This window comes from Streptomyces sp. NPDC036813 (assembly GCF_055609245.1).
On the sequence record NZ_JBVJPV010000006.1, the window covers coordinates 60,775 to 80,265 of the forward strand.

General features: G+C 70.6%; 15 protein-coding genes and 1 pseudogene. 8 read left to right on the top strand and 8 right to left on the bottom strand.

Annotation, left to right across the window (positions count from 1 at the left end; all coding sequences use genetic code 11):
* The first annotated feature begins 18 nt into the window (after positions 1–18).
* Positions 19–4,476 (top strand): RICIN domain-containing protein, encoded by a 4,458-nt coding sequence (locus tag ACZ67Q_RS14675; protein ID WP_471181223.1) that lies wholly within the window; start codon positions 19–21, stop codon positions 4,474–4,476.
* 98 nt (positions 4,477–4,574) lie between these two features.
* Complete coding sequence (locus ACZ67Q_RS14680) at positions 4,575–5,264, top strand: hypothetical protein (RefSeq protein WP_471181225.1); 690 nt, start codon at positions 4,575–4,577, stop codon at positions 5,262–5,264.
* 288 nt (positions 5,265–5,552) lie between these two features.
* Here the strand turns inward: ACZ67Q_RS14680 and ACZ67Q_RS14685 are convergent, their stop codons facing one another.
* Positions 5,553–6,671 carry an FAD-dependent oxidoreductase gene (locus ACZ67Q_RS14685; protein ID WP_471181227.1) on the bottom strand — a complete coding sequence of 373 codons (1,119 nt, stop codon included), beginning with the start codon at positions 6,669–6,671 and terminating at the stop codon, positions 5,553–5,555.
* A gap of 53 nt (positions 6,672–6,724) precedes the next feature.
* On the opposite strand from ACZ67Q_RS14685, the gene ACZ67Q_RS14690 reads away from it, so the two are divergent.
* Complete coding sequence (locus ACZ67Q_RS14690; protein WP_471181230.1) at positions 6,725–7,417, top strand: TetR/AcrR family transcriptional regulator; 693 nt, start codon at positions 6,725–6,727, stop codon at positions 7,415–7,417.
* A 188-nt stretch (positions 7,418–7,605) separates the two neighbouring features.
* On the opposite strand, the gene ACZ67Q_RS14695 is transcribed toward ACZ67Q_RS14690, so the two are convergent.
* Both ACZ67Q_RS14695 and ACZ67Q_RS14700 read right to left on the bottom strand, forming a co-directional pair.
* Positions 7,606–8,439: a PIG-L family deacetylase gene (locus tag ACZ67Q_RS14695; protein ID WP_471181232.1), complete on the bottom strand. Its 834-nt coding sequence runs from the start codon at positions 8,437–8,439 to the stop codon at positions 7,606–7,608.
* Between the two features lie 310 nt (positions 8,440–8,749).
* Positions 8,750–9,424 (bottom strand): hypothetical protein, encoded by a 675-nt coding sequence (locus ACZ67Q_RS14700; RefSeq protein WP_471181234.1) that lies wholly within the window; start codon positions 9,422–9,424, stop codon positions 8,750–8,752.
* A 232-nt stretch (positions 9,425–9,656) separates the two neighbouring features.
* On the opposite strand from ACZ67Q_RS14700, the gene ACZ67Q_RS14705 reads away from it, so the two are divergent.
* Positions 9,657–10,232 (top strand): antibiotic biosynthesis monooxygenase, encoded by a 576-nt coding sequence (locus tag ACZ67Q_RS14705; RefSeq protein WP_471181237.1) that lies wholly within the window; start codon positions 9,657–9,659, stop codon positions 10,230–10,232.
* A 238-nt stretch (positions 10,233–10,470) separates the two neighbouring features.
* Positions 10,471–11,304: a hypothetical protein gene (locus tag ACZ67Q_RS14710; protein ID WP_471181239.1), complete on the top strand. Its 834-nt coding sequence runs from the start codon at positions 10,471–10,473 to the stop codon at positions 11,302–11,304.
* 83 nt (positions 11,305–11,387) lie between these two features.
* Here ACZ67Q_RS14710 and ACZ67Q_RS14715 read toward each other — a convergent pair whose 3' ends face one another.
* Positions 11,388–12,056: a polysaccharide deacetylase family protein gene (locus ACZ67Q_RS14715; protein ID WP_471181242.1), complete on the bottom strand. Its 669-nt coding sequence runs from the start codon at positions 12,054–12,056 to the stop codon at positions 11,388–11,390.
* A gap of 278 nt (positions 12,057–12,334) precedes the next feature.
* Here ACZ67Q_RS14715 and ACZ67Q_RS14720 point away from each other — a divergent pair, with 278 nt between their 5' ends.
* Positions 12,335–13,774 (top strand): fascin domain-containing protein, encoded by a 1,440-nt coding sequence (locus ACZ67Q_RS14720; RefSeq protein WP_471181244.1) that lies wholly within the window; start codon positions 12,335–12,337, stop codon positions 13,772–13,774.
* 187 nt (positions 13,775–13,961) lie between these two features.
* Here the strand turns inward: ACZ67Q_RS14720 and ACZ67Q_RS14725 are convergent.
* From ACZ67Q_RS14725 to ACZ67Q_RS14740, 4 genes and pseudogenes are all read right to left on the bottom strand, one after another.
* Positions 13,962–14,099 (bottom strand): annotated as a pseudogene (locus ACZ67Q_RS14725) (short-chain dehydrogenase); the annotation flags it as partial.
* A 28-nt stretch (positions 14,100–14,127) separates the two neighbouring features.
* A complete protein-coding gene (locus ACZ67Q_RS14730; protein WP_471181246.1) occupies positions 14,128–14,895 on the bottom strand; it encodes a metallophosphoesterase in 768 nt (255 codons plus the stop codon).
* 190 nt (positions 14,896–15,085) lie between these two features.
* Positions 15,086–16,492: a MocR-like pyridoxine biosynthesis transcription factor PdxR gene (gene pdxR / locus ACZ67Q_RS14735; protein WP_471181249.1), complete on the bottom strand. Its 1,407-nt coding sequence runs from the start codon at positions 16,490–16,492 to the stop codon at positions 15,086–15,088.
* 275 nt (positions 16,493–16,767) lie between these two features.
* Positions 16,768–17,700: an alpha/beta fold hydrolase gene (locus ACZ67Q_RS14740; RefSeq protein WP_471181251.1), complete on the bottom strand. Its 933-nt coding sequence runs from the start codon at positions 17,698–17,700 to the stop codon at positions 16,768–16,770.
* Positions 17,701–17,819: 119 nt separating this feature from the next.
* Here ACZ67Q_RS14740 and ACZ67Q_RS14745 point away from each other — a divergent pair, with 119 nt between their 5' ends.
* Both ACZ67Q_RS14745 and ACZ67Q_RS14750 read left to right on the top strand, forming a co-directional pair.
* Complete coding sequence (locus ACZ67Q_RS14745) at positions 17,820–18,461, top strand: TetR/AcrR family transcriptional regulator (protein ID WP_471181254.1); 642 nt, start codon at positions 17,820–17,822, stop codon at positions 18,459–18,461.
* A 205-nt stretch (positions 18,462–18,666) separates the two neighbouring features.
* Positions 18,667–19,083, top strand: coding sequence for an ester cyclase (locus ACZ67Q_RS14750; protein ID WP_471181256.1), 417 nt, complete (start codon positions 18,667–18,669; stop codon positions 19,081–19,083).
* The last annotated feature ends 408 nt before the right edge of the window (positions 19,084–19,491 follow it).

Consider the following 19,491-nt stretch of genomic DNA (forward strand, 5'->3'; position numbering starts at 1 on the left):
CACGGGGAGGACTTACCCATGCCGAGACATCGGCTTCTCACGCATGCCCGATTGCGATCCGGGCCACTGACCGCCCTGCTCACCACCGGCGTCGCCGTGGCCCTGCTCGGGGGACTCGCCGTACAGCCGGACCTGCTGAGCCGCTACGACCACGACCACCTCGTACCCGTCGCCGACAGCTACGACGGCTTCGACGCCCAGGCCGCCGAGCAACTGCGGCAGGACCAGTGTCTGCTGGGCGAGGCGCTGCGGATGGGCGGCCCGGCCATGTCCACCGTCGCGCAGGACGGGCTCAACCAGCCGCCGGACAAGCTGCACACCGCGGCGAACCGGCAGTACTGGGACCACACTCCGCTCGACGTGGCGTTCGAGCAGGACCGGGCCGTCGCCGACAAGGAGGGCACGGCCAACTACGAGCACATCCGCGACTTCGAGATCTCGGGCCTGCCCACGCCCGGCGGCTTCAAGTCGGTCACCGACTTCGAGTGGCCGCCGGGTCTGGGCGGCGACGACCGGCCGACGTTCTTCGGACAGACCGGCCTGTCCAAGTGGATCTGGGAGCAGTTCTGGAAGAGCGAGAGCGACTTCTACCGTGATCTGACCCCGAAGGCCGACGACGCCACCGTCAAGGCGGTCAAGGACCTCGGCACGCCGCTGTACGGCACCGACCCGGCCCCCGGTTCACCGGAGTGGAACCAGGGTTACGAGGAGCGCCGGGCCTGGGACGGCCTGGTCAACTGGAGCATGGAGCCGCTCAGCGCGGACAACGCCCGGCTCTTCCTCTCCTCAGGCGGCTTCGCGCGGACCGCGCCCGAACCGGGCACCGTCGAGTACCGCATCGCCGTCGAGGACCTGAAGTCCCGCTTCGCGTCGTGCGCCTGGCGCGGCCCCGTCGACCCCAACAAGGTCCTCGGCAAGGAGGTCGCCACCGCGTCCGCCGAGTGGCAGCAGGAGATCGCGGCCCAGGCCGGCCAGCGCAACCAGCTCCTGACCGCCAACCGCACCGCCACCGCGGCCCTCGCCGCCGGCTCCAAGGCGCTCGGCGAGATGCTCGGCCAGTCCTGGCGCGCCGACCACCTGGTGCGCTGGCAGGACTACTGGTCGGCCGGCGGCCCCGGCTGGATCGGCGACAGCCCCTTCGTGGTGCACCCCCACGGCGCGGCCGACAAGTGCCTGGACGTGGCCGGCGGCAAGAAGGACAACGGCACGCCCGTGCAGATCTACACCTGCAACGGCGGCGCCGCCCAGAAGTGGCAGATCTCGGGCGACTCCCTGGTGAACCCCGGTTCGGGCAAGTGCCTGGACATCAAGAGCAGCGGTACCGCGAACGGCACCGCGGTGCAGATCTGGACCTGCAACAGCTCCGCTGCCCAGAAGTGGGAGTACGGCACCCACGGCACCACCCGGCTCTACAACCCGGGCACCGCCAACTGCCTGGACCTGGCGACGTACAACAACAGCCAGGACGGCCGGATGTGGGACTGCACCGGCAAGGACCCGCAGAAGTTCGACATCGTCCCGTCCGGCCACAACGGCACGGACAGTCTGGACTACCCGAAGAAGGCCCAGTTCGACCGGGTGACGGCGGACGTCGCCAAGGCCCAGACCGAGGCGAAGAAGCAGCTCGACGTCATCAAGGCGCAAGCCGCGATCGCCAAGACGGCCGCCACCACGACGGACACCGCCATGCAGGCCGCGTACGCCGTCGCCGACAAGGCGGGTGCCCCGCGCGGCCGCGGTCTCCTCGTCGGGCAGCAGAAGGCACAGGTCACCAAGGCGTCCGCCGCCGCTATGGACGCGCTGTCCAAGGCGGGTGACACGGCCTACGCCGCGACCCGCGCGGCCGCCGGTGACAGTGCCACCGTCGCCGCCCGCGCCCTGACCCAGGCCGCCCAGTCGAAGGCCGCGTTCCGTACGGCCGCCGCGAACGAGGCCCGCGCGCAGGCGAAGGCCGCCGCCGACGCGGCCGCCGTGCAGGCGCAGAACGCCAAGGCCGCCCGCGATGTCGCCAAGGCCAAGCTGGCCGAGACGCAGAAGGCCGAGGCCGACGCGAAGGCGGCAGCCGCCGACGCGCACGCCAAACGGCTCGCGGCTCAGGCCGAGGAGGCCACGGCGAAGGCGGAGAAGGACACGGCCGCCGCCAAGCAGGCCGAGGCCGCCCAGCACAAGCAGAACGCCCAGGGTTACGCCACCCAGGCCACCGAGGCGAAGACCAAGGCCGAGGCCGCCGAGTCCACCGCCCGCACCAAGCGGCAGGACGCCGAGGCCGCCCGGGACCGGGCCAAGGGCAAGATGGACGACGCCTGGGACGCGGAGAACAAGGCGCACGCCGCCCGCGCCCAGGCCGACGCCAAGGACGCCTACGCCGACGCCCATGACTCCGACGCCGACGCGAAGGACTCCCGGGCGGCGGCCGACGAGGCGGACCGGCACGCCGACGACGCGGAGGCCGCCGCGAGGTCCGCGCGCACCGAGGCGAACGCCGCCTCACAAGCGGCGGCCGACGCGGACGCCGCGGCCACCCGCGCCGAGGCGGCCGCGAAGCGGGCCCGCTCGGACGCGGACGCGGCGCAGGCCGCCAAGCTGCGGGCGGACGCCGCCGTGAGGACGGCGACCAGTGCGGCGGCGGACGCCATCGCCGCGTCCCAGACCGCGGCCACGGCCGCGCGCAGCGCGGTCAAGCTCGCCGACGAGGCGGAGAAGCACGCCACCGACGCCAAGACGCAGGCCGACGCCTCCAAGGCCGAGGCGGCGAAGGCGGTCGCGGGTTCGGCCGACGCGGCCGGGCACGCGTATGTGACCGCGCAAGCGGCGGAGGACGCCGGCAACGCGGCCCTGCAGGTGGCGGCCCCGGCCAACGACGCCGTCCAACTCGGCTCGCCGTACATCACGACCGACTCGGCCGCGGGTCTCGCCGTGCTGGCGGGGCAGTCGTCGAAGACGATCGCCGAGCAGCAGCAGGCGGTCGCCCAGGCCCACGCCGCCAACGCCCAGAAGAACGCGGCCCAGGCCCAGAGCCTGGCGAACGCGGCGACCGGCGACGCGAAGGCCGCGTACACGCTGGCGGCGGAGGCCGCCGGGTTCGCGGCGACCGCCCGTACGTCGGCCAAGGACGCGCTCGGCTACTCGGCCGAGGCCGCCGGGTACGCGGCCGACGCACAGGCCTCTCTGGCCCGCGCCACCACCTACGACCAGCAGGCGACCGAGGACGCGACGGCAGCCGACCAGGCGGCGGGCCGCGCGGAGAGCTCCGCCACCCAGGCCCGCTCCTCCGCCGACCAGGCAGCCCTGGACGCCGCGGCGGCCCACACGGCGGCCTCGGAGGCGGAAGCGGCCGCGAAGGACGCCCGCGCGGCGGCCGACCGCGCCGACGCCGACGCCACCGCGGCCGAACAGGCCGCGAAGGACGCGCAGAAGTACGCGGAGTCCGCCCAGCAGGCGGCCGACGAAGCGGCGCGCACGAAGTCCAACGAGCAGGTGTCGAGCGGTGCCGGGACCGGTCACGACCACACCTTCTACGTGGTCGACAGCATCGAGCCGATCGGTGATCCGAAGCCGCTCAACGACTGTGTCCTCGGCATGGGCAACAGCAGTTGCCGGGTGACCTTCGAGGTGCACTTCAACGCCGTGGTGAGTTTCTACTACTGCGCCAACCCGGATGTGCCGGCCACCGAGTCCGGGTGCCCGAAGCAGGACACCGTCTTCCTCGGTTCGCAGCCGTACAAGGACCTCAAGCGGGAGATCACCCAGACGTACACCACGTGGGACTTCACGAAGATCATCTGGAGTGCGATCTGGGACGCCCTCAAGAAGGACTTCGTCGAGTGCTACCACCAGGCGACGCCGTCGAACGACGGTGGCACGGTCTCCGGGTGCGCGTGGGCTGCGGCCTCGTTCATTCCCGGTGAGAAGGTCCTTGCGGGGCTCAAGTACATCGGCCTCGTCGAGGACGCGATCAGGACCGGACGGGGCGCGGAGAAACTGCTGGGCGAACTCAAGGCGCTCATCGGTGAGAAGGCCTCCGCGAAGGACATCGCCGACCCGGACACCCTCGCCGGGATGGCCCGCCGGCTCTCCGAGCGCATGGCGGACCGCGCCAAGGCCGCGAACAGCCTCGACCTCGACCTCGTGAAGAAACTGGAGGCGAGCGGCGCGAACCTCAACCGGGCGAACGTCGTCATGGCCGTGCGCTACTCGCGCCCCGGCGTGCCCGTCGCGTGGCTGGAGGTCGGTGACACCCGGGCCGGGCTGGTGCACATCCTCTTCCGGCACGCGGGCGAGTTCATCGAGCGAGGTGTCGCCGCCGAGGACATCCCGCGATTGCTCAGCAAGGCCCTGGACGAAGGGAAGATCGTCGGCTACCAGGGCGCCGACAAGGGGCGGCCGATCTACGAGACCGTGTACAACGGAACGACCCACAGGGTGGCCATCACCGTGGGTGACAACGGATTCATCGTAGGGGCCAACCCGGCGTGACCCAGCCGCCGCAGGCCGCGGGGAGCCCTCGCCCGGACCGGGACCGGAGGGCCCCCGCGGCCGGCGGCGCGGCAGGACTAGGAGAAGAACCACAGCTCATGACCCGAGAAAGCGATCCGCGCCACCTCATGGTGCGTGCCCACGGCGGCATGTCACCTCTGTCCACCGCGGACGCCGGTGCCCACGCGGACCCGGACGACTTCATCCACGAGGTCCCCCTCGACGATCCCCTGCTGAGCCTGCCGCGCGATCTCTCCGAACGGCTTCGCCGGTGGGACCGGGCGCGTCCCGACGGCGGCTTCACCGACCGGCCGGCTCTGCGCCGCCACGTCAGACAAGGACTGGAGGCCGCCCAGGACTTGGCGCGGCATCTCGGCCCCGACTGGGTGGTGCGCTTCTGGGACGAACAGCACGGCCACGCGAAGTTCGTGTGCTGGGGGTGCCGGCAGCTGCACTGGACCGCCGACGCGCACGGCACGCCACCGCACCCACGGCACGTCGTGGTCGAGGGCGAGTACAAGTGGTTCCCGCTGCGCGCCGAAGGCTTCGGCGACTTCGCCCCGGACGATCCCGCCGCCGCGCTCGGACTGTCCGAGGACCTGGTGCGAGAGCTGTACCGGTGGGCGAAGGACATCGACTCGGTGATGGAGACCTGGCTGAGGAACCGGGACGACACCGCCCGCGAGGCCGCCTACGAACGTCTGGACAGGGAGGGCGAACAACTGGCCCGCCGCGTGGCCGACGAACTCGCTCCCGGGCGAACGGCCACCTACGGAGGCATCGGCTGACCCGCCTCCCGCGCGGACAGCACAGCGTCCGGGGTCCGTGCTCACACCCGAGTACGGGCCCCTACCTGTGCGGAGGAACGGTCAGCGACCGGATGATCAGCTCTCCGGCTCCGCGTCGGTCGCCAGTCGTGGGGGCAGATGCATGCCCCGGGAAACGTCGTCTCGGCCCGCCTCGAACAACGCCCCGCAGCTTCCCCTCGTAGCGGAAGCCGCACTTCTCCGCGACCCAGCGCATGCCCCCCACCCTGCGGTGGCCACTGTCGGTGCTGGTGCTCTCGCGCTCGGCCGTCAGGACGACTGGACCTGGTCGAAGAGGGCGAGGGCTTCGGCGGGGTCCGGGCTCACCAGACGTTCCAGACCGGCCGTGGTGATCTTCGCCCACCTGCCGGCCCGCGCCCACATCCGCTCCTCGAAGGCGCGGACGGCCTCGTCCAGATCCTCAGGGCCGGTGGCGATGGACTCGGCGAGTTCGGCGCCTTCCAGCATCGCGAGGTTCGCGCCCGCGCCCAAGGGGGGCATCAGATGGGCGGCGTCGCCCAGGAGCGTCACCCCGGGCACGTGGGTCCAGGTGTGGGACACGGGAAGGACGTAGAGGGGGCGGTGGACGAAAGCGGTGCCGTGGCGGATGAGGTCGAGGGCCGGAGCGGCCCAGCCGTCGAACAGAGACAGCAGGGTCGATCGCACGGCCGCGGCATCGGCCAGGTCCACGTTCGTGTGCCAGTCCAGCGGCGCGCGGAACTGCGCGTACACCTTGACGTGGCCGCCGCTGTTGCGCTGGGCGACGAGCGCGCGGTTCACGCCGTAGACGGCCATGGAACCGTCGCCGACCAGCCGGGCGAGGTCGGGGTGACGGGTGTCGACGTCGTCGAGAGAGGTCTCGACCGCGGTGACGCCCGTGTAGTGCGGCGTCACCGACGAGACTGCCGAACGGGTCCGGGACCAGGCGCCGTCCGCGCCGATCACGAGATCGAACGTCTCCTCTGTCCCGTCCGCGAACCGGACCAGCGCGCCGTCCCGGGTCCCCGGCACCACCTGCGTCACGCCCCGCCCCCACTGGACGTCGAGGGGGCCGAGGAGCAGGTCACGGAGTTGCCCGCGGTCGATCTCGGGATTGGCCCGCTCGTCCGGGCGGGGCCGCCAGTCGCGCAGGACGGTCCCGTCCGTGTCCAGGATGCGCATGGCCTGACCCTCGGGACGAGACAGCGCCCGGAACTCCGCCAGCAGCCCCGCCTTGTCCAGGGCGAGCTGGCCGAGGCCTTCGTGCAGGTCCAGCGCACCACCGGCGGGGCGGGCGTCTGGGGCCCGGTCGCGTTCGAGGACGACGACAGGGTGGCCATGCCGGTGCAGAACACGGGCGAAGGTGAGCCCGGCAGGGCCACCCCCGACCACGGCGATGCGATGTCTCATGTCGATACACTGTATTCGTCAGATACACTGCATCGCAACAGTACGATGTCATCATGACTGTGTGGGACCGGCCGGAGCCGCCGACTCAACCCGTGCCGCTCGACCGGGAGCGGATCGTCGCCGCCGCCGTCGCGCTGGCCGATGAGGGCGGGCTGGAGGCGGTGTCCTTGCGCAAGGTCGCCGCCCGCCTGGACGCCGGCCCGATGCGGCTGTACAGATACATCTCCACCAAGGAGGAGCTGTTCGACCTCATGGTGGACGAGGTCCAAGCCGAAATTCTCCCCGAGGAGCAGCCCGGCGACTGGCGGGAGGCGCTGCGCGTCCTCGCCCACCGCACCAGGCAGGCCGCTCTCCGTCACCCATGGCTGGCCGACCTGCTCGGCGGACGCCCGGCCCTGGGCCCGAACGGCCTTGCGGTGACCGAGGCGACGCTGGCCGCCCTCGACGGCCTCGCCGACGTGGACACCGTCATGCGTGCCGTGGAGACCGTCAGCGCCTACTTCATCGGCGCCATCAGACGCGAGATCGCGAACCTGCGGGCCGAGCGCGCCACAGGCATGTCCAAGCGCGACTGGCAGCGGGCCCGCGGCCCGCATGTGACGCGCATGCTGGCCACCGGCCGCTACCCGGCGCTGGCCAAGGCCGTGCACGACGGCACGCACGTGGACGCCGAGGCAACCTTCGCGACCGGCCTGGAATGGGTCCTCGACGCCGTGGCCGCCAAACTCGGCGCGCCGTCGGCGTAGCCCTTTGCGGGGGTGGACGAGCCGGGGACCTGTTGCTCCCCGTATCCACGGGTACGGCCCCCGGCTGTTCCCCGTGGATACGGGATGATCCCGAGTTACCGGTTCTCGGTCCCCGCCCACGCGTGTGATGACCCGCTCGATCGCGCCACGGGGTCGCTACGCCTTCCCGGCCGGGCCTGACGGGCGGATCAGCGCAGTCCGGCGAAGAGATCGTCCTCGGGTGTGGCCGCGCCCGTGCCGCCCTGGACACGCACGAAGGTCTCCACGCCCATCAACTCGCCGAACCTCTCCTTCCCCATCCTGAGGAAGAAGATGTTCTCGCCCTGGCTGGCGTGCGCGGCCAGCGCGTCGAACTTCTGACCGCTGAACGCGGTGGTGTCCACCCACGTGGTGATCTCATCGTCGGGGAGGCCGATCTCGGCCATCGCGGCGGCCTCGGCAGGATCCGGCTCCGGCATGTCCTCGTCGAACTCGCGCATGACCTCGCCGAACCGCTGCATCATCGAGCGGGGCATCGTGGTCCAGTACACCTTCGGGTCCAGCGCGGTCATCTCCAGCGCCGCCATCGTGATGCGGTGGGCCTGAATGTGGTCGGGGTGTCCGTAGAAGCCGTTCTCGTCGTAGGTGACGACCACATCGGGGCGATAGTGCCGCATGAGTTCCGCGAGTCGGGCCGCGCCCTCCTCCACGGGGGTCTGCCAGAAGGATCCGGGGGCGTCATTGCTCGGCCAGCCCATCATCCCGGAGTCGGCATAGTCCAGCATCTCCAGATCGCTGACCTTCAGGATCTCGCAGCTCGCCTCGAGTTCTTGCCGGCGCATCGAGGCAACAGCCTCCGGATCGTGCCCGGGGTCGCCCGGCTTGACACCCCCCGGTCCGTCACCGCAAGCGCCGTCGGTACATGTCACGAGAACCGTACGGATGCCTTCCGCCGCATACCGCGCGAGGACCCCTCCGGTCCCGGTGGCCTCGTCGTCCGGGTGGGCATGTACCGCCATGAGCGTCAAGGGCCGATCAGACATGAAGCAGTCCTCCTGCGGAAAATACGTCGTGGTCCGAGTGCGCGGCGGGCGTACCGCGATCCTGGGCCCGGCTCCTGGTGAGGCGCACGACCCTATGGTCTCCATGTTCCCCGCCCGGGCGGCGCCGGTTCCCCGGTCGATACAACCGTGTCGGCCGCCCCGGCTGTTCCCAGCGCGACCGCTTGCTTTTCAGGTTGGCGGGATTCGGCTATGAGCGCCGCCCGAGGGGGGAGCCGTCCAGCACGTGGGAGGCGTCCGGCACCGGGAAGGCGGTGTCGCGAAATTCGTTCAGGCGGCACCGTCCTGCTCGTCAGAGCGCGTCGGTCGCCGCGAACTCCCCCGTCAGACCTGCGCGGTCCAGCGCCCGGACGAGGGCAGGCCGGTCCAACGGATCGTCGTAGGTGTTGGTCTGGGCCAACCGTTCCAGCAGCCGGCGCGGATCCAGTCGGTACGCTTCTGCGTCGGCCAGGAGACTGTCCGCGCTCGGCCCGTCGACCGCGTCGTCCAGGTGATCCGTCAGTTCGCCCAGCACCTCACTGCGGTCGATGAAGCAGCTCATGCCGCAATCCAGACCGTCGTCGTCAAGGTCGTCCGGGTACGGGGCCCGGGCCCAGGCGCCGTTCTCGTACCAGTAGACGCAGCCGATTTCGCGTCCTTCGAGCCGGTCCCGCAGTTCCTCGTAGGGCAGCCAGTGCGGGCCGCCCGCCAGCACGTCGATCGCCGGTTCGTACCATTTGACGTCGCTCGCCTCGTCCTCGCCGTAGAGCACGAACCGGCCGTCGCCTGCCTTGGCCATGACCCACCAGGTGCAACCGCAGTCGTCCCAGTGGAGCCCCTCGTCATCGATCCACCGGCCGGTCCGGTGCCGCGGCGGGCGCTCCTCGTCCTCGGTGGTCGCCTGAAGGGCGGCAAGCAGCGCCCACCGCGCCCACAGCTGATCGGCCGGCGGCAGATCCTCCGGCAGTCCTGGCCGGTGAATGGTCATATGAGCCCCCGTGTGTGCGTTCCCAGAGTGATCGCCGCAACGATACGGTCTGCGGCTGACACGACCGTCCAAAGGGAGACCGACTCCGACGGGCATGTGGGTCCGCCGCAGGGCCCCTGCTCCGTCCTCCGCGAGTGGTCTGCGGCTTTACCCCCTCGCGGCCAGCGGCCCCGCACCCCGCGGCGAGCAACGCGTAGAGTGTCCACGGGCGCGGTGAGATCATGAGGAGTCTGTGTTGACTGCCGTCAGCCTTGAGCACACCACCGTCCCGGCCGACACCGGCGAGGTGACCCTGCTGATAGCCCGCCGGGTGGAGCCCGGTCACGAAGCCGCGTTCGAGCGGTGGGCGAAGGGCATCCTCGAAACCGCGGCAACCTTCCCCGGCCACCTCGGATACGGACTCTTCCGCTCCTCCGGCGGCGACGCACCCTGGTTCCTCGTCCATCGGTTCCAGGACGCGGCGGCCTGCCGGGCGTGGCAGGAGTCGCCCGAGCGGGCGGCCTGGTTCGCCGACTGCCAGGGACACCACCACACCGAGATCGCCCGGCGGCAACTGACCGGAATGGAGACCTGGTTCGCCAAGCCGGGCTCCACCCGCCCTGCACCGCCCCGGTGGAAGATGGCGGTCAGCGCAACCCTGGCCATCTATCCCATCTCCGTCGTCGGCAGCCTCTTCCTGGTGCCCCACCTGACCTCCCTCCCTGTCCTGGTCAGCAGCGCGGTCGTGGCCTGCGTCTTCAACGTGCTCATGACGTACGTCTCGATGCCGGCCGTCAGCCGGCTCCTGCGCGGCTGGCTCACCCCGTAGCACCGGCGGGGCGGGCCTCACGTGGCAGGACGACCGATGTCGCGGTGGGGGCAGTGTGCAACTGCTCCCCCAGCCGCAGCGTTCCTGCCCTGCCCCTCAGTCGTGCGCTGCTGGTGCCGTATCCGGCTGGTGGGCCGGCACACGCACCCTGAGATCGTCGCCTCGTTCGCCGCCTGGGAGGATCGGCCCGCCGCACACTGTCCAGCCCCTTGCGAAGGGGGAGACGAGGGAACCCTGCATGACCACCATCGACGCCTACCAGGACCGCTGCGAGCAGTTGTTCCTGGCCGGGGGAAACGCGGCTGTGCGGCGTGCGGCACAGCAGGGACTCGACGAACTCGGACCAGACGCCGACCTGTACTGCTGGCTGGCCCTGGGACACGCCGTCGAGGACGACGACGACCACGACGATCGCGCGGAGGAGGCGTTCAGGGCCGGACTGGCTCTGGACGGTGAGCATGCCGGTCTGCTCGCCGGTTACGCCGAACTGTGTCTGCGGGCCGACTCGTTCGAGTACCCGTCCCGTGCCGCGCGTGCCGTGGACCTCTCACGGCGTCTCAAGGAGGTGGCACCGCTCTCTGCCGAGGCTCAGCGGCTCGTCGCAGCCGAGCGCTGGGCGCGACGCGGCTACTGGGACGACCTGAGGATGCGGGCTGCGACCGCGGCGCTCGAGGGCCGGGCCACCCAGGCTCAGGCCCGTGACCTCGCCGAGGATCTGAAGCACGGGGGCGGGGCGACGGTGCCTGACGCCGACGCCGTCGACCGTGCCGCCACCGTGCGCGCCGCGACGCTGGAAGCGCTGTCTGGTCCGTGGAACGCACCAGTGCGCTTCCTGGGCCGGCATCGAACCGCCGCATGGGGGGTCTGTGCCGTCCTGAGCGTCGTCACCAACACGGTGCTGCGCCAGACCGGCGTAGTGCACGCCTTCAGCATGTGGGGCTGGCTGTGGGCCCTGCCTGTGCTGGTCGTCGACCGCAGGTTCGCGGCCGTCCGCAGGGAAGCGGAAGCGCGGTACGTCGCGAACCTCGAGGCCACGCTCACGGCCCAGTCCTCGGGGACGTTCTCCAAGTAGCTGACGAACAGGTCCTTGCCTTCGACGCCGGCCCATCGCCCCGCAGACCACCGGCCCACCAGCGCACCACCCGCACCTGCCGCCTACGCTCGAGGACGCGGCGGGGGGCTGAGGAGGGTGCGGAGGTCGATGACGCGGTAGCCACGGGCGGTGATCGCGTCGAGGATCCGGGGCAGGGCCTGGGCGTCGATCACGTCGGTTCGTCCCTCGGACGCGCCGACGTGCATCTGCAGGATCGCCCCGGGACGCAGGGCGTCCAGCGCCCTGCTCACCGCTCGGTCCACCGTCATGCCACCCTCGATGCCCATCCACCCGTTGGTGTCGGTGGTGAATTCGATGTCCGCGTATCCCAGCTCGTTGACCTCCCTGATGTGTGCAGGGCTGGTCTCGCTGTAGGGGAACCGGAAGAACGGCGTCAGGGCGCCGCCTGCCCCGGCCTCGCGCAGGGCGTGGTCCGCTGCCCGGACTTCGCGGCGTCGTCCGGCGGGGGTCAGGTCCTTGAAGTAGGGATGGCTGTAGGAGTGATTGCCCAGCCCGTGCCCCGCAGCCACGATCCTCTTCACTGCCTCGGGGTACCTGTCAGCGAAATCACCGGTCAGGAAGAACGTGGCAGGTGTGCTTCGGCGGGCGAGGTCATCGAGGATGCGGTCCAGGCCGGCGTCGTTCCAGGCCGCGTTGAAGGTCACCGCGACCACGCGTTCGCGCGTGGGCAGCACGCGGTTCTCCGATCCGAACAGTGCCGGCAGACCCATCTCTTCCGCGGGTGCTGCCAGGCGCGGTGAGTCCGCCTTGGCCGTCACTGCCTGGGGCCCGGGCACCACGGGCCAAAGGACGGAGAGCAGTCCAACGGCCAACCGGAGCAGAGGGCGGGACGCCAGACGGCGTGCGGCGAGGAGGGAAGGCGTTCTCATACCACCGACATCGGTCGGCAGCCGGCCGCTCTTGAGCCACTCTTCCGCTTGTCGCCATGGTGATCACGCCCTTAGCCTCAACATCGCTTGATCTTCAGCTTGTTGTTGAAAAAGGGAATATGCGAAGAATATCTCTGCTCCTGGCGGCGGTCCTGGCCGCCGTCATAGGCGTGGTGGCCCTGCCCACCACGCACGCGATCGCCGCCTCCGTCCCGCCGTCGTCCACCGGCCAGCGCTGGGCACTCAAGGTGAACGGCAAGTACGTCACCACCGAGGTCGACGACGCGGGCGACCAACAGGGCAAACTCCGGGCCGTCTCGACGTCCGTGACGAGCCTGGAGACGTTCACACTGCACACCGACTACATCGACAAGGTCGGCTACGGCACCACGATCTCCTTGCGCAGCGAGGCGAACGACCGCTACGTCACGGCGGAAGACAATTACACCGGGGTGCAGAAGGGCATGCTGCGTGCCCGGGGGACCAACACCGGTGCCTGGGAACGCTTCACCGTCGAACCCCAGGGCGGCGGGGAATACGCCCTGAAGTCCCTCACTTCGACCCTCTACCTGTCGGCCCGCTTCAACGCCACCGGTGCCGACATGGGCATCCTGCGCCCTTATGCGAGCTCGGTCGGCAGCTGGGAGCGCTTCACCTTCGAGAAGGTCGGGGGCACGGGCGCCACGGCCGGGCCGCCGGCGTCGTCCGTGACGGCGTCCGGGCGCCACGACATCGCCTCCTGGAACCTGTGCGCGAACAACAACACCAGTACCGAGTGCAAGCTCCAGTACGCCGACGACCAGACGGTCGCCACCGAGGTCGCGACCGACGTCGCGGGCTCCCTGAACCACCGTCCCGAGGCCGTCTTCTTCCAGGAGATCTGCGAGACGGCCGTGAAGCCGCTCGAGCTCCAGCTCGAAAGCCGACTGGGCGGTGGCTGGGACGTGCGGTTCGCTCCCACGTACTACAAGGTGATCGGCACGAACAACGCCACGGACCCGTATCTGCTGGCGCAGAAGAACTGCATGGACAGCAACGGCACGGACCGGGGCGCGTTCGGCATCGCGCTCGCGGTCAAGGACACCAACACGTGGTACCGGGGTTACACCCTCCCCTCCCCCGACCTGAAGGAGCAGCGTCCCGCGCTCTGTGCCACCGTCCCTGACGACGGCGCGGTCTTCTGCAACGCGCACTTCAGCAGCGGCTCCTACGTCGTCGACGGCCAGCAGAGGGGCGACGACCCCGACAACACCTTCCGCCCCCAGCAGGCCGACGCGCTCCGGCACATCGTGGACGGCTTGAGCAGCTCCGGCTACACCCCCTTCTACGGCGGTGACCTGAACACCACCACGGCCGACGTCGGCGCACTGTCGAGCCTCTACACGTCCCGGCAGGAGTGCGGCCAGACCACCCCGGACGCACCGCACACGGGCGCACCGACCGACGGCAACAACAAGATCGACTACATCTTCGGCCCGGCCGGCCCGAGTTACGGCTGTGAGGTCGTGGATCCCGCGCTATCGGACCACCGCCTCATCCACGCGACCGTCACCTTCTGACCCCGGCGTTCCCGGCGTCGTGGAAGGCGCTCCCCCGAGCCGTCTCCCCAAGCCGTCCTCCACGACGCCGGAGCGCGCGAGAGTCAGGTCGCACACCGATGCCCTCCAGGTCACACCGTTACGCCGGCAATGGCCGGCCTTCCACACGGTCGCAGCGTGAGGCTGCCTGGCCGAGGTGTCTCGTCGCCTACCGGGGCAGTTGGCCCGCCGCGTCGAAGGAGCCGCCGGTGGGGCCGTCCGGTCCCAGCCGCGCCATCCGAACGATGATCTCGGCTCCCTGCTCGACGCTCTGCACGCCCTCGTGCCGGTTCAGGTCGGTCGCGGTGCAGCACGACGCGGGCGAGATGATCCAGTCACGCCGTCAAGGGCGTGACCACAGTGCGGTAGTGAGTCGTCAGGCGCCCCGTGTCGTCGAGGACGTGGAAGGCGAGCTCCGGGGGCTGGTCGAGGTGGACGTGGTCCCCCGCATGGGCCCGCTGCTCCCAGGGGAGGCGGAGGGTGGAGACGGCACCGGGGGCGACGAGCAGCGGCCGCCCGGCGAAGGTGGTCGCTGCCGCGGTGTGGGCGTGGCCGCAGATGAGGCCGGCGATGTTGGCATGACGTTCGACCAGGGCGGCGAGCCGGTCCTCACCGAACTGCCGGAGGCCGTCGATGTACGGGCTGTGCAGCAGCGCGGGAGGGTGGTGGAACCCGACGAGAACGGGCAGGTGGCTTGGTGTCCGTGCCAGCACGTCCTCCAGCCAGTCCAGGGTTTCGTCCTCGATGAACCCTTCGTCCTTCCCCGGTACCGAGGAGTCGCACAGGGCGAGGGTGAGTCTGTCGGTGCGGAGGACCTGGTTGACGGGCGCCGTCGAGGCTAGTTGGCCGAGCAGGAATTCGCGGAAGGCGCCGCGCTCGTCGTGATTGCCCGGGCAGAGGAGCAACGGGTGCCGGGACGCCAGCAGTCGGCGGGCCTGTTCGTACTCCGACGGGAGTCCGTGGTCGGCGATGTCGCCGGTCACCACGACGGCGTCGAGGTCGTGGGGAAGGGCGTTGAGGTAGTCCATGACCGCCCGCGTGCGGTCGGCACTGCGCTTCTCCCCGTCGATATGGGTGTCGCTGAGGTGTGCTGTCACGATCATGGTTGTGCCTTGTCCTTGTCAGGGTCGACCCGCGTGCAATGGGCAACGGGCGGCCGGGCCTGCGGTCCGCCTCGTTGCCTCGGCAAGCGTAGGGAGGGACCGGACCAGCGGGCAGATCCAGTTCCGTGCCGAAAAGTTGGGCCGGTTCCGTGCAACCTGACGCCGGGAACGGTTTGTTGGTGGTCCCGGCTCACGGGGCGGGGGCCTCGGAGGCGAGGACGGTGAACAGGGCGTCGAGCGCCATGGGATAGGCGCGTTCGGATGGGGCGGCGAAGCCGATGAGCAGGCCCTGCGGGCCGGCAGCCGGGTCGTGGTGCAGTTCGCTCAGACCCCGCAGGGCGAGTCCGTGACGGTTGCACGAGGTCAGCAGCCGGTCTTCGGCGGGGCCGTCGGCGGGGAGGGTGACGAGGGTGTGCAGGCCGGCGGGGACACCGTGGGCAGTGAGCGCGGGGTGGGCGGCTACCCGGCTCATGAGGGCTTCGCGTCGGCGGCGGTAGCGCAGGCGGGCGGCGCGGACATGGCGGTCGTAGGCGTGCGTGGTGATCAGGTCGGCGAGGACGAGTTGGCCCAGGCTCTCGGTGTACAGGTCGGCTCGGCACTTGGCCTGCGCCATCGGGCGCACCAGATGCGGCGGCAGGACCATCCAGGCCAGACGGATGGCGGGTGCGAGGGCCTTGGAGGCGGTGCCGCAGTAGACGACGTGGCCGGGATCCATGCCCTGGAGGGCGCCGACGGGCCGGCGGTCGTAACGGTACTCGCCGTCGTAGTCGTCCTCGACGACCAGGCCGCCGGTGGAGCGTGCCCAGGCGCACACGGCCTGACGTCGGTTCGGATGGAGCGGGACGCCGGTCGGGTACTGGTGGGAGGGAGTGACGAACACCGCCTGCGTCTCCCGGTCCAGTTCGTGCGTGCGGGCGCCGTGGAGGTCGACGCTCAGGGGCATGATGGTGAGCCCGGCGCGCTGGACGACGTCGCGGTAGAGGTTGTGTCCCGGGTCCTCCATCGCCGCGGTGCGGGTGCCGCTCGCGGCGAGTACGCCGCTGAGCAGGGTCAAGCCCTGGTAGTAGCCGGAGGTGATCAGGATCCGGTCGGGTGTCGTGATCACGCCGCGCGTGCGGCCCAGGTAGTCGGCGAGGGCCTGGCGCAGCTCGATGCGTCCCTGGGGGTCCCCGGCGCCGAACACCTCGGGGCGGGCGCTCGTGAGCACGCGGCGGGTGGCGGAGAGCCAGGCCCGGGTGGGGAAAGCGGTGACGTCCGGGTGCCCGGGACGAAGGTCGTGCCGGGGGGTCTCCGGCTGCGGTGCCGGGCCCTCGGGAGCCTGGGTCCGCCGAGGAATCTCGGCCACTTTGGTACCTGATCCGGGGCGCGTGATCAGGTAACCCTCCTCGACCAGTTGGTCGTAGGCGGCGGTGACCGTGCCGCGCGAGAGTCCGAGCTCCTGGGCCAGCCCACGGGTGGACGGCAGGGACGTTCCAGCGGGCAGGCGCCCCTGGTGGATCGCCTCTCGGAGCGCGGACTCGAGACCGGAGCGCCGCCCGGTCGCGGCGTGGGGAGCTATGTGCAGGTCGAGACGGGAACTGGACCACGAATGCGACATGGACGCGGATCCTATTCCTGGACCGGCGGCGCAGGGCGTGACGCCCAGCCGGCGGCGGCCCGCGCCTTGCCGCCAGCCGACCGACCCCGGCCGGGGATCCGGAGGTTCGCCGGGCACCTGTGACGTGACCTGGACGCATCGAAGCGGGTGCAGAACGTTCCCCGTTCCCCGCCCGGACGCGGGCACGTGGGCCGGCTCCGCCCGGGCGGTCCGGCCGACGAGGCCGAGGCCGCCGCAGTCTTCGCGGGCACTTGCGTGAGCGGTGCAGAAGCGGCCTAGGCCGCCGTGTGCTCCAGGGCGTCGACGTCGTCCATGAAGCTCAGCAGGCGGGCGTTGACCACGTCCGGGTGGTCGATCTGGGGGCCGTGGCCGGTGGCTGCGACGATCTCGGCGCGGGCTCCGGGGATGACACGCGGCACGCGCTCCAGCTGGCGCTTGGGATGGACCAGCAGGCTGCGCTTGCCCATGATCAGATAGAACGGCGTACGGATGGAGCCCAGTTCGGCGTCGGACAGCGGCTTGGGCGCAGGGCGGCGGATCCGGAAAGCCCGCACCCCGGCGTGGATCCACTTGCGCAGTTCCGGGACGACGAGGACCGGCTGCTCGAGCCAGACCGCGAGGCGCGGGCGCAGTGCCTTCGGGGCGAAGGTGGCGAACAGGCTGGCGAAGATCCAGACGAAGAAGCGCAGGCCCACCTTCTCCAGGCCGCCCGGGTCGAGGGCGGTGACCGAAGCCAGCCGGCCGGGCCGCAGATGCGCCTGGTTGATGACCAGCCAGCCCCCGTAGGAGGACCCGACCAGGTGCACGCGGTCCAGGCCGAGCGCGTCGAGGGCCTCGTCCATCCACTGGGCCGCACGCTCGGGCTGCCACATCGGCTCGCGCTGCACGCTGCGCCCGGGGTCGCCAGGGGTGTCGAGGGCGTAGACGGGGCGCCGGGCGCTGAGTGCGGGGGTGTTGGGGTACCACTGGGCGGAGCAGCCGCCGGAACCGTGGATCAGGACGACCGGTGTACGGGACTCGGCCTCGGGGTCCGCGGGCCCGTACCGGTAGACGTGCGTGGTTCCGAAGCTGGTTTCGACGTCCGTCTCGGAGCGAAGGGGCGCGCCCATGGCGTAGAGGGCGTCGCAGGTGGCGAAGTAGCGGTCGCGCAAGGTGTCGTTCACGTAGCGGCCGACGTCGCGGCGCTTGCGGGTCTTGTTCTCGGGCACGGCGGCACCTCCCGGTGGGACCTTTCTCGGTCCTTGATCCGTTCTTCGTGATACGACCGTACCATGTTGTTGGTACGGCGGTACCATAAAGGCCCGCCGGACGAATGGAGACAGCACGCATGCCGAAGCGCGTGGACCACGAAGAACGGCGCGCCCAGATCGCGGAGGCACTCGTACGGGTCGCCGGGCGGCGCGGACTGCACGCCGTCGGCATGCGGGACGTGGCGGCCGAGGCAGGAGTCTCGCTGCGACTCGTGCAGTACTACTTCGAGACCAAGGAGAAGCTGCTCCTCCACGGGCTCCAGCACCTCACCGACCAGTTCACCGCTCGCGTCGGCGCCCGGCTCGCCGCCGCAGGACCGGCCCCCGGACTGCGGGCGACCGCCGAGGCGCTGATCCTGGCCTCGCTGCCCACCGACGACGAAAGCCGCACTTTCCACCTGCTCTACTCCTCGTACGCGATCCTCTCCGTGACCGATGAAGCGCTGGCCGCCCAGCCCTTCATCGACAACCCGGACGCCGCGGAGAACGCCCTGGCCGGGCTGATCGCGCAAGCACAGGCAGATGGTCTGGCCGACCCCGGCGCCGACGCGCGCATCGAGGCCATCAGCCTCCTCGCCATGGCCGGAACGCTCGGCACGAGCATTCTCGTCGGCCAGCGCGGTCCCGAGTCGGCCGCCACGGTGATCCGCCACCACCTGGACCGCATCTTCACGACCGACGGGACCGGACCGGCCGCCCAGCGGGTGTCCCCCCGTTGATGATCACCGCGCGACACGGCGCTCCCCCGGCTTCGGCCTGCCGCTGGGCTGGGACAGGCCGGCTACGGCAGTCGTCGCACAGCAGCGAGCACAGCCAGCCCGCAGCTTGCTCCAGTCGTGGGAGACTGCGGCCTTGCACCGGTCGTGGGTGGACCTGGGCGTGTCAAGGTGAACCGAACGGTTCCCACTTGGGCGGAGGCATCACGTGTCCACCGAAGCCAACAAAGCGCTCGTGCGCCGGTTGTACGACGAAGTTTTCAACGGTCGGCGCGTGGAAGTCGTCGACGAGCTGGCCGCCGCGGACTACGAAGAACATGATCCCTTCCCCGGCCAGGGCCCGGGCCGCGAGGGGCTGAAAAGTCGCGTGACCATGCTCCTGGAAGGGCTGTCTCCCAGGTTCACCATTCACGACGTCATCGCCGAGGCCGACCGTGTCGTCGTCCGCTGGACCAACAACGCCACCCACTCCGGCACCTTCCTCGGCATCCCTCCCACCGGACGAACGGCCAGCGTCGCCGGAATCGACATCTACCGGATCGACGGCGACCGGATCGCCGAACACTGGCACGTGGTCGATCAGCTCTCCATGCTCCAGCAACTCGAACTGCTGCCACCTGCTTGACCGCGACAACGGCTTCAGCCCACTGGACTTGCGGGCCTCTTCGAGCGCGTCGTCGTCCGCATCGCGCAGCGCGTGTGTCGACCGCGCCCCCCGGGATGTCGAAAACCACACTTCATCGTCCGGTCCGGCAAGGCGGCCCAGGCCTATACGGAAGCATGGGTGCGGCCCGGCAACTCCGACGAGCGCTGGACCACAAAAGCGGGCTCCGGGATCGCCGACTCACGTGGCCGATTTGTCGGGCCACCGACCGTAGGGAAAGAGCCTCCACGAGAGGCAGGAGCCACCGCCTGTCAGCGTGTATGCGAACGCACCCAGTCGCGGACACGCCTCCTCGCTGACCAAGTCAGGCGAGCAGGTAGCTCCGGCTGTCTTCGCAGTCACCTCGCCATAGTGCCCCTCCGCACGCAT

Coding starts and splice junctions, on each gene's coding strand:
- ACZ67Q_RS14715 (WP_471181242.1), bottom strand. CDS start 12,056: ATGGGTCTGCCGGCACTGTTCGGATCGGAGAACCGCGTGCTGCCCACG.
- ACZ67Q_RS14680 (WP_471181225.1), top strand. CDS start 4,575: ATGACCCGAGAAAGCGATCCGCGCCACCTCATGGTGCGTGCCCACGGC.
- ACZ67Q_RS14720 (WP_471181244.1), top strand. CDS start 12,335: ATGCGAAGAATATCTCTGCTCCTGGCGGCGGTCCTGGCCGCCGTCATA.
- ACZ67Q_RS14710 (WP_471181239.1), top strand. CDS start 10,471: ATGACCACCATCGACGCCTACCAGGACCGCTGCGAGCAGTTGTTCCTG.
- ACZ67Q_RS14695 (WP_471181232.1), bottom strand. CDS start 8,439: ATGTCTGATCGGCCCTTGACGCTCATGGCGGTACATGCCCACCCGGAC.
- pdxR (WP_471181249.1), bottom strand. CDS start 16,492: ATGTCGCATTCGTGGTCCAGTTCCCGTCTCGACCTGCACATAGCTCCC.
- ACZ67Q_RS14675 (WP_471181223.1), top strand. CDS start 19: ATGCCGAGACATCGGCTTCTCACGCATGCCCGATTGCGATCCGGGCCA.
- ACZ67Q_RS14730 (WP_471181246.1), bottom strand. CDS start 14,895: ATGATCGTGACAGCACACCTCAGCGACACCCATATCGACGGGGAGAAG.
- ACZ67Q_RS14700 (WP_471181234.1), bottom strand. CDS start 9,424: ATGACCATTCACCGGCCAGGACTGCCGGAGGATCTGCCGCCGGCCGAT.
- ACZ67Q_RS14745 (WP_471181254.1), top strand. CDS start 17,820: ATGCCGAAGCGCGTGGACCACGAAGAACGGCGCGCCCAGATCGCGGAG.
- ACZ67Q_RS14685 (WP_471181227.1), bottom strand. CDS start 6,671: ATGAGACATCGCATCGCCGTGGTCGGGGGTGGCCCTGCCGGGCTCACC.
- ACZ67Q_RS14690 (WP_471181230.1), top strand. CDS start 6,725: ATGACTGTGTGGGACCGGCCGGAGCCGCCGACTCAACCCGTGCCGCTC.